Here is a 13,363-nt window from a genome sequence, read left to right on the forward strand (position 1 = left end):
GCGTTCGCTGAGGACGATACCGTCGGTTGCTTTTTTTTCAAGCAGAAGACGGAATACGAGATAGGCTCCGGTCTCGTGGGCTCGGAGAGGTGTATAAGAGACAGCCCCCCACCCACGCCCCCGCCGCGGCGCGGGCCTGCCAGGGCTCGCCGTGATCCACCAGCCACGCCAGCGCGGGCTTCAGCGCGGGAAGGTCGTCGAAGAGGGCGGGCCTCTCGAGGGCCCGGTCCCAGGCCCAGAACAACAACAGGGCCCACCAGTGCAGGACCGTCAAACCCGCGGCCCGCCAGCCACCGCGCCGCGTCCAGGCGAGGGCCAGCACCCCAGCGCCGAGCCCCAGCAGTCCCCCTGCCAGGAGGTAGACGGCGGCCACGCGCAGCACGACGCCCGGAAGCAGCGGACGCACCGCCGCTGCGAGCGCCGCGTAGGGGCCGTCCAGCGGGATGTCCACGCCCACGACGCCGGCCTTGAGCAGCCAGGCCGTCTCCGCGACGAACAACAGGAGCCCCAACGAGGCGCCCAGGGCCAAGCGCCCGGAAGCAGCGCTGAGCAAGGAGGCAACGGACCGCACGGACATGGCCCCTGCGTCTACCCTGCCCGGGCCGCTCCTGGCCACGTTTGTGTTCCTCCGGGCTTTCTGGAACTCCAGGATGTGCGTCCGGGGCCGCCTCGTTACAAGATGGCCCCGGATTGTTCCGAGTCGCCGCTCTGGTCGACCGGGGGGACCCCTTTGTCATCCAGCGCCAAGCCGAGCGACAGCCTCCAGCAGTCCGTGCGCCGAGCACTCGACGTGGAGCGTCAAGCCAATGGCCGCCATCTGGCCTGGGTGCGCCTGGCCGCGGTGGGCGTCCTGTTCGGGATGACCGTCTACCTGGGCCGCGCGCGCGACCTGCGCGACTGGGACATCTACCTGGGGCCGTTCGCGCTGTACCTCGTCTGCACCTCGTTCGTGGCCGTGGCGGTGACGACCTCCACGCGCATCTCCCGCTGGGCGTCGCTGTCCGTCGCGCTCGTGGACGTGCCCGCGGTGTACGTGCTGCAGCACCTGGCCCTGCCGGTGTCCCCCTCACCGGGCGGCGTGGCCGGCTTCACGCTGGGCATCTTCGCGGCGCTGGTGTTGCTGTCCGCGCTGGGCCTGCGCCAGTCCGTCACCCTGATTGTCATGGCGTTCGCCATCGTCGCGGAGGTGCTGCTCCAGCGCGAGGCTGGCATCGGAGTGGGCGCCCAGGTGGCCGGCGCGGTGATGCTGGGCATGACGGCGGCGGGCGCGGCCCGGCTGCTCCAGCGCATCCGCCGGCTGTCCGCCGCCGTGACGCAGGAGGAACTCCAGCGCGCGCGCCTGGGCCGCTACTTCTCCCCCGCCGTCGCCGAGCGCCTCCAGGACCGCGACTCCCCGCCTCCGGAGTTGCGCGAGGTGTCCGTGCTCTTCGCGGACGTGCGCGACTTCACCTCGCTGAGCGAGCGGCTGCCGCCCGAGCAGGTGGTCACCATCCTCAACGAGTACTACGGGCGCATGGTGGAGGTGGTGTTCCGCCACGGCGGAACGCTGGACAAGTTCATCGGGGACGCACTCATGGTGTACTTCGGCGCGCCCCTGCCGGACGCGCACCACGCCCGGAGCGCCACCCGGTGCGCGCTGGAGATGGTGCGGGAGCTGGAGGCCGTCAACGCCGAGCGCGCCGCCCGGGGCGAGCAGGGCCTGCGCATGGGCGTGGGCGTGCACTCGGGGCCGGTGGTGCTGGGCAACATCGGCTCCCCCTCCCGACGCCTGGAGTACACCGCCATTGGTGACACGGTGAACCTGGCCAACCGCATCGAGCGGCTGACCAAGGGCTTCGGGGTGCCGGTGCTCGTCTCCCAGGCGACCCGTGAGCGCGCGGGGGACGCCTTCCGGTGGGCCCCTGCCCCCACCGCCATCGTCCCTGGCAAGAGCCAGCCCGTGGTGACCTTCATCCCCGTCGTGGACGAGGGCACCCCGGCCCTGGGCCCCGGCGAGGCGGCCTGAGCAGCAGCCGGGCGGCGTCCAAGCCCCTGGCGCCTGCCTGCGGCCTGCCAGGGTGGATCGCGACGCGGGCTACTGGCCCACCTAAGTGGCCTACATGGTTGAGGGTTTACGTTGACGCCTCCCGCGAACGGTCCTTATAAAGCCGCGGTTTCCTCTGTCGTAAATCGAGGCCCCCCTTGAGCATTTTCGCGTTGGACCGGGTCGCCGCCCAGTTTCCCGAGGCGGTCGCGGAGCGCTATGTCGACCGCGCTGGCGGAGCCTGGGCCGTCATCCATGCGGAGTGGCTGCCGAAGGTCGCCACGTTCCTGAAGATGGACCCGGAGCTGGACTTCAAGCTGTTCGGCTCCGCGGACGCCGTGGACCGGCTGCACCTGGCGGAGAACGATCCGCGCTTCGAGATCGTCTACTTCCTCTATTCGCTCAGCCGGAAGGAGCACGTGCGGCTGAAGGTGCGCGTCACGGAGACGCGTCCCGAGGTCCCCTCCCTCACGCCGCTGTACCGCGGCGCGAACTGGTGGGAGCGCCTGGCGTTCGACTTCTACGGCATCCGGTTCGTGGACCACCCGGACCTGCGCCGCATCCTGCTGTACGACGAGTTCCAGGGTCACCCCCTGCGCAAGGACTACGCGCTGCGCGACCGCCAGCCGCTGATCCCCGAGCGCCCCATCAAGGACATCTTCCGCGGCCCCGGCACCAGCGGCGTCGCCTGACGAGACCTCCCATGGCCGACAGCCACAAGCCCGAAGCGCAGAGCTACAACCCCGACACGGATGGGTTCGCCCACGAGGAGTCGGAGCTCGAGTCACATCTCCAGTCGAAGCACATGGTCATCAACATGGGCCCCTCCCACCCGGCCACGCACGGCACCGTGCGGCTGAAGGTGGAGCTGGAGGGAGAGACGATCGTCAAGATCGATCCGGAGATCGGCTTCCTCCACCGCGGCTTCCAGAAGAGCTGCGAGAACGTCACCTGGACGCAGTGCCTGCCGTACACGGACCGGCTCAACTACCTGTCCGCGATGATGAACAACTTCGGGTTCCTCAACGCCGTGGAGAAGCTCATCGGCCTGGAGATCCCCGAGCGCGCCCAGTACATCCGCGTCATCGGCAGCGAGCTGCACCGGCTCACCGACCACCTGACGTGCGTGGGCGCCACCGGCCTGGAGATGGGCGGCTTCGCGCCGTTCCTCTACGGCATGGAGGCGCGCGAGCTGCTCCAGGACCGCGTCACGGAGCTCACCGGCGCGCGCCTCACCACCAGCTTCGGCCGCGTGGGCGGCATCAACCGCGACCTGCCCGAGGGCTGGGTGGAGAAGGTTCACAAGACCCTCACCCGCACGGAGGAGCTGCTCCAGGAGATGGACGGGCTGCTCACGCGCAACCGCATCTTCGTGGACCGCACCAAGGGCACCGGCGTCATCTCCGCCGCGGACGCCATCGACTACGGCTGGACGGGCCCCGCGCTGCGCGCGTGCGGCGTGGACCACGACCTGCGCAAGACGCACCCGTACTGGGTCTACGAGCGCTTCGACTTCGAAGTGGTGGTGGGCGAGCACGGCGACAACTACGACCGCTACCTCGTGCGCCTGGAGGAGATGCGCCAGTCCATCCGCATCCTGCGGCAGGCGCTGGACACCATCCCGGCGGGTCCCATCATCGTGGACGACTGGCGCATCGCGCTGCCGCCCAAGCCGGAGGTGTACGGCACCATCGAAGGCGTGATGGCGCACTTCAAGCTGGTGATGGAGGGCATCCAGGTGCCCCCCGGTGAAGTCTACGACGCCACCGAGGCCTCCAACGGGGAGCTCGGCTGGTACCTGGTGAGCGACGGCCGCGGCCGTCCGTACAAGGTCCACGTCCGTGCCCCGGGCTTCCCGGTGCTGGCGGCGCTGCCGCACATCATCCAGGGCAAGATGCTGGCGGACCTCGTTCCCACCTTTGACACCATCAACATGATCGGCGGCGAGGTCGAGCAGTGAGCGACAACGACACGAAGAAGCCCACCGGTGACGCGCAGACGCCCCCCAAGGGCGCGCCCACCGACTCGCCCGCGGCCAAGGTCGGCTCGGAGCCGTCCAACCCGCCCGCCGGCGCGAAGATGGACACCCCGCCGGTGGCGGCCAGTGGCCCCACCGGCACGCCTCCGCCGAAGCCGGCCGGAGGCCCTCCGCCCAAGCCGCAGCCCAAGAACCCGGGCTTCGTGACGGCGGTGGTGGACGGCAAGGAAGTGGTGGTCAAGCCGGGGACCAACATGATCGAGGCGGCCAAGCAGGTCGGCTCGGAGATCCCCTACTACTGCTACCACCCGCGCCTCTCCATCGCGGCCAACTGCCGCATCTGCCTCATTGAAGCGTCCAACGCGCCCAAGCTCGTCCCCGCGTGCCAGACGCCCATGGCCGAGGGTCAGGTCATCAAGACCACGACCCCCAAGGTCAAGGAGCAGCAGCGCGCGGTGATGGAGTTCCTGCTGCTGAACCACCCGGTCGACTGCTCCATCTGCGACCAGGCCGGTGAGTGCAAGCTGCAGGACTACTACATGAAGTACGACTACCGGCCCTCGCGCCTGGAGGGCACCAAGGCCCTCAAGACCAAGCGCAAGGTGCTGGGGCCCCGCGTGGTGCTGGATCAGGAGCGCTGCATCATCTGCACGCGCTGCGTCCGCTTCATGAACGAGATCCCGAAGGAGCCGCAGCTGGGCGTCTTCGGTCGTGGCAGCCACGAGCGCATCGACGTGTTCCCGGGCAACGAGCTGGACAGCAACTACTCGCTCAACACCGTGGACGTGTGCCCGGTGGGTGCGCTGCTCAGCCGCGACTTCCGCTTCAAGGCGCGCTCCTGGTTCCTGTCCGCCACGCCGTCGGTGTGCACGGGCTGCTCGCGCGGCTGCAGCATCTCCGCGGACTGGATGTCCCAGGACACCTACCGCTACCGCCCGCGTGAGAACGAGGCCATCAACAAGAGCTGGATGTGCGACCAGGGCCGCCTGTCGTACAAGGACCTGAACGTGGGCCGCGTGCTCGCCGCCCAGGTGGGCCGCCGCACGGGACCGCGCGACACGGTGCAGCCGGCGCTCACGCGCAGGGACGCCATCGTCGCCGCGGGCAAGGCGCTCAAGCCGCTCGTGGGCTCCTCGCAGCTCGCGGTGCTGGCCTCGCCGCTCGCCTCCAACGAGGACCTGCTCGCGGGCCTGACGTTCGCGAAGGTGACGCTCGGCGCGACGGCGGTGTTCGTGGGCGGCCGGCCGCAGGGCCAGGCCGACCACTACCTGATGACGGCGGACAAGAACCCCAACCGCCAGGGCCTCGCGCTCGTCGCGAAGGGCCTGGGGCTCACCGTGAAGCCCTTCGAGGAGCTCACGGCCGCCATCAGCGCCGGCAAGGTGAAGGCGCTGTACGCGGTGGGCACGGAAGTGCCGGTGGACGCGGCTGGCTTCGCCGAGGTCGCGGCGAAGCTGGAGGTGTTCGTCGCCCAGGCGCAGAACGAGTCCCCCGTGACGGCGCAGGCGACGGTGCTGCTGCCGGCGAGCGCGCACATCGAGGACGAGGGCACGTTCACCCAGCAGGACGGCATCACCCAGCGCTTCCGCAAGGCGTACCCCCCCAAGGGGGACGCGGTGCCGCACTGGAAGTGGGCTGCGGAGCTGACGCGCGAGTTGGGTGGCGAGGCCGCTCACACGTCCGCGCGCGAGGTGTGGCGGGCGTACTCGGCGAAGGTGGCCGAGTTCGCCGAGTTCAACTGGGACAAGGCGTCTCCGCCGGACCGGGAGAAGCCGGGCATCAATCCGCTGCCGTCGGGAGCCGACGGCCGTCCGCCGGGCTACCGTGAATTCGGCGCGCCGCGCGTGAGGGGCATCTGACCATGAGCCGCATCCTGACCATGTTGTTCGCCATGGCCTTCTGCATCTTCGCCCTCGCGGGCGGAGTGGCCACGGCGTACCTCGTGGGCTACCTGGCGGAGGAATACCTGTTCGACGGCGCCAGCCGCCTCACGAACATCCTCTTCCTGATGCTCACCTTCGTGATGATCATCGCCACGCTCCTCACGCTCGCCGAGCGCAAGTGGAGCGCGTTCATGCAGGACCGCGTGGGCCCCAACCGCGCGCGCCTGGCCATCCCGGGCCTGGGCAACCGCTCCCTGGGCGGCATCCCGCACATCATCACCGACGTGCTGAAGATGCTGACCAAGGAGGACTTCGTCCCCGGCACGGCGAACAAGTTCCTCTTCAACCTGGGCCCCATCCTCGCGTTCGCGCCGGTGTTCGCGCTGTTCGCGGTGGTGCCCGCGGGCCCGTCCGTGACGGTGTTCGGCAAGACCATCGACATGGTGGTCGCGACGCCGGACTTCGGCATGCTGTACGTGCTCGCCATCGCGTCGCTCGCCGTCTACGGCACGTCGCTGGCCGGCTGGTCCTCCAACAACAAGTTCGCCCTGCTGGGCGGCGTGCGCGCCTCCGCGCAGATGATCTCCTACGAGGTCGCGCTGGGCCTGTCGCTCGTGGGCCTGTTCCTGGCGTTCTCCTCCGTGCAGATGCCCGCGCTGGTGGGTGACGTGGGCAGCGCGCTCGGCACCGTCGCGGGCACCGGACAGGCGCGCTACCTGTGGCGCTCCGACGGCGCGTTCGACCTGGGCCTGCCCGCCTGGGGCATCTTCATCCAGCCCTTGGGCTTCATCGCCTTCTTCGTGGCCTCCTTCGCGGAGACCAAGCGCGCGCCGTTCGACGCGCCCGAAGGCGAGTCGGAGATCATCGGCTACTTCGTGGAGTACTCCGGCATGAAGTTCGGCATGTTCATGATCTCCGAGTTCATGGAGGTCGTGGTGCTGGCCGGTGTGACGACGGCGCTGTTCTTCGGCGGCCACCACCTGCCCTTCGGCGGCGAGTGGCTGGCGTCGCAGCCCTTCATGCAGGAGCACGGCTGGGTCTACGGCACCATCCTGGGCACGGTGTTCTGGATCAAGGTCGTGCTGCTCATCTGGGTGCAGCTGGTCATCCGCTGGACCTTCCCGCGCTTCCGGTACGACCAGATCCAGAACCTGGGCTGGAAGATCCTCCTGCCCGTGGGCCTGGCGAACGTGTTCATCAGCGGCGCGCTCGTGCTGTGGGATCCGTCCCTGCGCGCGCTGGCGGTGGTGGGCCTGCTGGAGATCGGCTTCGTCGTGGCCCTGACGATGTCCAAGGGTGCCAAGGCGGGCGCGGCGCACGACACCGCGCACGGCCATGGGCACGACGCCCACGGGCTGCCCGCGGGTGGCGCGCACGGCCTGCCGGCGCACGCGGACCCCCACTCCCATTCCCCGGCCGGCGCGCACTAACGGCGCCTGTCCGGCACAAGCCCTTCGCCGGAAGCGAGACAAGACACCATGGCGTTCAATGCTTCCCAGGACCCGCGCACGGACATCCGCGAGCGGATGTACATCCCCGAGCTGCTGCGCGGGCTGGCCATCACCACCCGTCACTTCTTCCGCAACATGTTCGGCACGCGCGACACGAACCCCCAGGTTCAGGACCGCACGGGCATGAACCTGATGACGACGGTGGAGTACCCGGAAGAGAAGCCCATCTACCCGGAGGGCTACCGCGGTCTGCACCGGCTGGTCCCGCGTGACGACGGCAAGCCGCGCTGCGTGGCTTGCTACATGTGCGCGACCATCTGCCCGGCGCAGTGCATCTACATCGAGGCGGGCGAGTACGAGACGGCGGACCCGGATTCTGAGTCGGCGGTCATCGAGAAGTACCCGACCCAGTTCGTCATCGACGAGCTGCGCTGCATCGTGTGTGGCCTGTGCGTGGAGGCGTGCCCCAAGGACGCCATCCGCATGGACACGTACATGCACACGCCCTCCGAGTACACGCGGCAGAACTTCGTCTACGACATCCCGAAGCTGCTCAAGGGGCCGCCCGTCTCGCACCCGTCGGATCCGTGGAACAAGCGCGACAGCTCCGCGGAGCCGCACCACGTCCACAAGGAGGCGCACACGCGCATCGGCGAGGGCCTGGTGGAGCTCAAGACGCCGCACTCGCTGGGCGCGGGGCACGGCGGTGGTCATGGTCATGGCCACGCCAAGGCCGTGGGCGCCGGTGGTCAGACGGTGGTGACGCAGCAGGGTCCCATCCAGGTGACGAAGTTCCTCAAGTAGCCTCTTCGCCGCACGCTTCCGGGGCGGGTCGTCCACCGCCCCTTCACACGCGCCTCCCGGCCCGCCTCCTTCCCTCAGTACGGAAGGGCGGGCCGACGCCGTTTCTGGGGTCATCTGGTGACGCTGCAGCTCTTCAATGCACTTGGCGGCAACCAGGCACGGCAGGCCCGGCGATGAAGCGCTACCGGTTGTCCGTGTGCAAGGGGGCGAGCTGTCGCGAGGGCGGCTCGGACGCGGTGCACGTGGCGGCGCGCGAGGAGCTGGAGGCGCGCGGGCTCCAGGCGCGCTGTGAGCTGTACCGGGGCGGCTGCTACGGCTTCTGCCACATGGGGCCCAACGTGGTGGTGCGCGAGGACACGGGCCGCAAGCGCGACCTGCTGTCCCCGGAGGACTACCAGCTCATGGGGTGGCCCGGAGAGGTCTACTATTCCGGGATGACGGCGGAGAAGATGCGCCGCGTGATGGCGGAGCACATCCAGGACGACGTGCCGGTGCGCGAGCTGTTCGGACAGCCCGACTCCGGCGACGACGACTGAGCGGGACGGTGTGCCGGCCTCCATCCTCTTCCCGGAGGTGAGCCTTGTTGCGTGCACAGCCGTCCCCTGCCCCCTGGCTGCTCGTCGGAGGCCTCCTGGCCTTCAGCGCATGCTCGCGTCCCGTGACGCCGCCCCCGGCGCCCCCGCGGGTGCTCGGCGCGCACGCGGATGCGGACAGCCCGCGCGTCGTCGGGACGGCGCTCGTCGAGGGCGGCGTCTCCCGGCAGGAGCTTTTGCGGCGCTACCCCCGGCGTGAACCGGACAGGGCCCTGGCGGAGCGACTCGCGGTCCTCCTCGCGGACTCCGGCCAGCGCCTGCGCTGGAGCGCCGCGCCCGTGGAGGACCTCGCCTGTGAAAACGGCGACGTCCGCTTCCGGATCCAGGTGCGCATCCCGCCCGCCTGCGAGGGGCGCTCTTGCCCCGTGCTCGTGTTCCATTCGTCGGCCTGTCCCCGGCCGGGCTACCACTGGCGGCCGGAGTTCTTCCTCCGCGAAGGCTTCATCTACGCGGAGCCCGCGGTGCGGGGCACAAGCTGCGGTGAGGCCTGGGCCCGCGCGGACAACGGCGCGCTCCGGATGTCGGCCGCCACGGACCTGGAGGCGAGCAGCCGTTGCCTGCGCGCGCGCTTCACCCGGGACGGGGTGGCGCCGAAGCTGGGCATCCTGGGCTGGAGCTACGGGGGCAACCAGACCCTGGTGGGCATGACGCGTTTCGCGGGCAGCTACGATGCGGGCTTCGCGCTGGCCGCCAAGACGGACCTGGGCTCGTTCCTCCGTCAGGCGCCTCCGGAGCTGCGTCGCGCCCGGGCGGAAGAGTACGGCGATCCGGAGACCGACGCGGACCGCCTGCGCGCCATCTCGCCCATCACCTACGTGGACCGGGTGCAGGGCCCCATCGCCCTCAAGCTGGGCGGTCGCGATCCGAAGGTGTCACTGTCGGACGCGGACGTCTTCGTGCGGGCGCTTGAGGCGCGGGGCCAGGACGTGTCGCTGATGATCGTCCCCGAGCACGCCCACCTCGCGGAGCGCCCGGAGGAGGTCGTCTTCGAGCACGCGCACATCCTCCGGTTCTTCACCGCGAAGCTGGGCGGGCCGGACTCCAGCGACGACTAACCCCGGTCGGAGGCGCGGCGGCGCCAGCGGATGACCCCGTCCCAGTCCGCCGGGGGCGGCGTCTGGATGTGGCCCTGGCAGCGCTGGACGTAGACGCGGGCCACCGGGTCGCCGTGCTCCACGCCGCAGCGGCGGAACAGCTCCTGGGCCACCAGGAAGTCGCGCGCGTAGTAGGCCGTGAGGGCCTTCTCGTACAGGGCCATGCCCGCCTGCTTCTCTCCGGAGAATTCACCCCGGCGGCCGAGCAGCTCGTGGATGCGCACGGGGTTGGGCTGGTCGCGCACGAGCACGCGGTCCACCTCGCGGAAGACGTAGGCGTCGCTCGCGAGCTGCGCGGTGGTCTCTCCCACCAGCACCTGGGTGCCGTACTGCTTGTTGGCGCCCTCCAACCGGCCGGCCATGCCCACCGCGTCACCCATGACGGTGTAGTGGGACTTGAGTTCGCTGCCCATGTCCCCCACGAGCAGGTCGCCCGTGTCGATGCCGGCGCGCACCGACAACCGGTGGCCGAACTGCTTCTCCCAGACGGGCTGCTTCTGCGCGAGCACCGCCTGGAGCTTGAGCGCGGCCTCGCAGGCCAGGTGCGCGTGGCGGTCCGTGCGCACGGGGGCGCCCCAGAAGGCCAGCACCGAGTCACCGATGTACGTGTCCACCTGCCCCGCCGTGGCGCGCACCACGGCGGTCATCTCCGTGAGGAAGGTGTTGAGCAGGGGCACCAGCTGCTCAGGGGGCAGCGTCTCCGCCAGGCGGGTGAAGCCCTCGATGTCGCAGAGGTACACCGACATCTTCCGGCGCTCCGGACGCATCAGGCTCACGTCGCGCGCGACGAGCCGCGCCACCTCCGGGCTCACGTAGCGGCCGAGCGCGCTGTGCACGAAGTCGCGCACGTCCTGCTCCGTGCGGAACGCGTAGATCGTGGTGACGAGGAACGCGAGCCCCATGGACCACAGCGGGCCCGCCACGGCGATCCACTGGCGCTCGTTGACGAAGAGCCAGCCGGCGGCGGCGACGTAGCCCGCGCCCGCGGCCAGCGCCACGCCGACGAACAGCACGGCGCCGCTCACCGAGCGCAAGAGCCAGCTGAACGACAGCGCCAGGAACGCGCCGATGAAGGCGAGCCCCATGGTGGCCAGCATGTCCATGCGGGGCGCCACGCGGGTGATGCCGTCCGAGCTGAGGATGTTCGCGAGCGCCTGGCCCAGGATGGCGCCGTTGGCGATGCCCGGCCCGATGGGCGTCACCCGCCGCTCGGGCGCGTAGCTGCTGGTGTTGGTGAGGATGACGGCCCGGCCGTCCAGGTCGTGGTCGAACCGGGCGGGGCGCTCCGCCTGCGTGTCGAAGAGGTTGAGCAGCACGTTCCACGCGCGGATGGAGCGGGCCAGCGGGCCGCGCGCGCCCCGGGTGGCGGACGGGGCCTCCCAGCGCAGCAGGCTGTAGCCGGACGCATCCATGGGCACGGAGTACTTGTCCCCGATGTGGAGGCGCCCGTCGGCGTACCGCAGCTTCTGCGTGCCGGCGAGGCGCATGGCGGCGGCGAGCGGCAGCGAGGGCAGCACGTGGCGCTCGCGCCCGTGCGGGCTGTACGCGACGAGGTGGGGCACGCCGCGCACGACGCCGTCGGGGTCCGCGGGCAGCGTGGTGGCGCCATAGCCGCTGGAGGTGCCCAACAGCGGCGTCACCGGGTGCTGGAGCTGGCGCACCTCCTGGAGCTTCTCCGGATCCAGCCCCGTCACCTGCACGGAGGCCAGGGAGAGGAACAGGTCCACCGGCGCCACGCGGAAGGCGTCATCCGCGGCGCGGCGCTCCTGGATGGACGCGGAGAGGGTGCCCAGCTGTTCGCCCAGGCTGCGGCCCTCGCCCTCGTCGGCGACGCCGGCCCAGACCTCCAGGCCCTGGCCGGCGGGGATGAGGAAGGCGGGGCGCTGGAGCGCGAGCACGGACTGGGCGCGGACGCGGGCCTCGGTGGGGCCGGGGTAGCTGCCCAGGCGGACGCGGTACGGCCACAGGCGGCCGGTGGGCGGTAGGGTGCGGGTGCCCTCCGCGCCCCAGCGGAAGGCGAGCACGGACTGGTCGGGGTCCTGGTCCAGGAGGGCTCGCAGCGCGTCGTCGTCCTGGGACAGGGCGCCGCGGCCGGTGCGGGCGGGGGTGACGCAGGCGCGCGGGCTGAGCTCCGGGTAGGCGAAGTCCAGCATCACCACGGAGGCGCCCTCCTCCACCAGCCGGTGGACCATGCCGCCCATGACCTGGCGCGGCCACGGGTACGCGGCGATGTCGGCGCGGGGGCCCTGCTGGGCCTCGGCGAGGGTGTCGTCGTCGATGGAGACGAGCACCACGCGGTCGGAGCGCTCGGAGCGTTCGCCGAGTTGGCGGATGCGCCAGTCGTAGAAGACGCGCTCGCCGCCGTCGAGCCAGCCCGACAGCATGTCCACGACGCCCGAGGGCGACAGCGAGGGGCCCGGCGTGTCGTCCGGACGCACGGGGCGTGAGACGCGCTGGGACACGAGCAGCCCCAGCAGGCAACCGAACAGGGCGGCCTGGACGAGCGAGAAGCCGAGCCGCTGGATGAAGCGGCGGCCGGCGGAGTGGATGCGGAGACGTTGCACGGGCGGCCCACAGGATACCGCTTCGGGGCCGAGCGCCTACGGGGGACACGCGCGGTATGGTTGGCTGCCCCACCGCTTCCCTTTTGAAAGAGCCAGAGCCGCCCATGAAACGCCTGTTGCTGTCCGCCGTCGCCGCCGTCTCCCTGCTGTCGCCCCTGGCCTGTGACATCGAGAAGACGGGCAACCAACTCGCCGCGGACCACGTGATGGTGGGCACCCTGCTGGCCACGCCGCAGGTGGACGTGTCGACCTCCGCGCTCGCGGGCTACGACGCGGGGACGTACGGAGGGCCGGACGGAGGCGACGTGGTGTCGTTCCCCGGGGAGACGGCGGCGTTCCTCTTCTTCGGAACGAAGTCAGGGGAGAACTCGCAGCCGGAGGGCCTCGCTGGCGCCACCGTGACGCTCCAGGCGGGCTCGGCGGCGGCGGTGCCCCTCAACGCCCAGGGTGGCGGCAGCTACGGCGTGACGAGCAGCTCGACGGACGCGCTGACGTACGCGTCCGGGGCGACGTATTCGTTCATCGCGACGCAGGGCGGGACGCGGTACGAGGCGCAGGTGAAGGACTCCCCGACGAAGGAGGCCCTCCCCGCGTTCCATCCTCCCGAGGGCTTCGTGCGGATCGCGGCGAACACGGCGTTCAGCTTCGACCGTCCGGCGCCTCCGGCGAACCAGGACCGCACGCTGGGCTTCGTGACGGTGGTGCCGGTGGGCTCGGATGGGCAGAAGGGTGAGCCCACGTATTCGAACGCGCCGACGACGCCGGTGGAGTTCCTCCAGCTCGCGGCGGTGCCGCAGGCCTACCGGGAGGCGCGCGTGACCATTCCCGCCACCGCGTTCCCGAACCCGAGGCAGACGTACCTGGTCATCTTCCAGGCCGTGCGCATGGGCGGCGCGGAGTCCGACAACCTCTTCCTGGGCAGCGTCGTCCTGGCGGGCACGTCCGAGGTCGGCATCTTCCGGACGAACTGAGG

11 protein-coding genes are annotated in these 13,363 nt (G+C 70.6%); 9 read left to right on the forward strand and 2 right to left on the reverse strand.

The genetic code is table 11. The features are described 5' to 3' along the window. Positions 1 to 37: 37 nt before the first annotated feature. Positions 38 to 529 carry a hypothetical protein gene (locus tag D7X12_RS09865; RefSeq protein WP_208718919.1) on the reverse strand — a complete coding sequence of 164 codons (492 nt, stop codon included), beginning with the start codon at positions 527 to 529 and terminating at the stop codon, positions 38 to 40. Positions 530 to 772: 243 nt separating this feature from the next. On the opposite strand from D7X12_RS09865, the gene D7X12_RS09870 reads away from it, so the two are divergent. The 8 genes from D7X12_RS09870 to D7X12_RS09905 all read left to right on the forward strand — a co-directional run bounded on the left by D7X12_RS09870 (position 773) and on the right by D7X12_RS09905 (position 9,787). After that, entirely contained in the window at positions 773 to 2,005 is a 1,233-nt protein-coding gene (locus D7X12_RS09870; protein ID WP_244224460.1) for an adenylate/guanylate cyclase domain-containing protein, read from the forward strand. Between the two features lie 191 nt (positions 2,006 to 2,196). Next, positions 2,197 to 2,715 carry an NADH-quinone oxidoreductase subunit C gene (locus D7X12_RS09875; RefSeq protein WP_120609687.1) on the forward strand — a complete coding sequence of 173 codons (519 nt, stop codon included), beginning with the start codon at positions 2,197 to 2,199 and terminating at the stop codon, positions 2,713 to 2,715. An 11-nt stretch (positions 2,716 to 2,726) separates the two neighbouring features. Continuing rightward, positions 2,727 to 3,983, forward strand: coding sequence for an NADH dehydrogenase (quinone) subunit D (nuoD, locus tag D7X12_RS09880; RefSeq protein ID WP_120625015.1), 1,257 nt, complete (start codon positions 2,727 to 2,729; stop codon positions 3,981 to 3,983). After that, a complete protein-coding gene (locus D7X12_RS09885; protein WP_120625016.1) occupies positions 3,980 to 5,860 on the forward strand; it encodes an NADH-quinone oxidoreductase subunit G in 1,881 nt (626 codons plus the stop codon). Before nuoD ends, D7X12_RS09885 begins: the two co-directional genes overlap by 4 nt. 2 nt (positions 5,861 to 5,862) lie before the next feature. Beyond that, positions 5,863 to 7,314: a complex I subunit 1/NuoH family protein gene (locus D7X12_RS09890; RefSeq protein WP_120625017.1), complete on the forward strand. Its 1,452-nt coding sequence runs from the start codon at positions 5,863 to 5,865 to the stop codon at positions 7,312 to 7,314. Between the two features lie 48 nt (positions 7,315 to 7,362). Beyond that, positions 7,363 to 8,139 (forward strand): NuoI/complex I 23 kDa subunit family protein, encoded by a 777-nt coding sequence (locus D7X12_RS09895; protein ID WP_120625018.1) that lies wholly within the window; start codon positions 7,363 to 7,365, stop codon positions 8,137 to 8,139. 173 nt (positions 8,140 to 8,312) lie between these two features. After that, positions 8,313 to 8,675, forward strand: coding sequence for a (2Fe-2S) ferredoxin domain-containing protein (locus D7X12_RS09900; protein ID WP_120625019.1), 363 nt, complete (start codon positions 8,313 to 8,315; stop codon positions 8,673 to 8,675). Between the two features lie 44 nt (positions 8,676 to 8,719). Next, complete coding sequence (locus D7X12_RS09905) at positions 8,720 to 9,787, forward strand: alpha/beta hydrolase family protein (protein WP_120625020.1); 1,068 nt, start codon at positions 8,720 to 8,722, stop codon at positions 9,785 to 9,787. On the opposite strand, the gene D7X12_RS09910 is transcribed toward D7X12_RS09905, so the two are convergent. Further along, positions 9,784 to 12,390 (reverse strand): adenylate/guanylate cyclase domain-containing protein, encoded by a 2,607-nt coding sequence (locus tag D7X12_RS09910; RefSeq protein ID WP_120625021.1) that lies wholly within the window; start codon positions 12,388 to 12,390, stop codon positions 9,784 to 9,786. The two genes, D7X12_RS09905 and D7X12_RS09910, sit on opposite strands and share 4 nt — an antisense overlap. 104 nt (positions 12,391 to 12,494) lie before the next feature. Between D7X12_RS09910 and D7X12_RS09915 the strand changes: the two genes are divergently transcribed. Next, entirely contained in the window at positions 12,495 to 13,361 is an 867-nt protein-coding gene (locus D7X12_RS09915; protein WP_208718921.1) for a hypothetical protein, read from the forward strand. Positions 13,362 to 13,363 lie beyond the last annotated feature (2 nt).

The organism is Corallococcus sicarius, from assembly GCF_003611735.1.
In the GTDB taxonomy this organism is placed as follows: domain Bacteria; phylum Myxococcota; class Myxococcia; order Myxococcales; family Myxococcaceae; genus Corallococcus; species Corallococcus sicarius.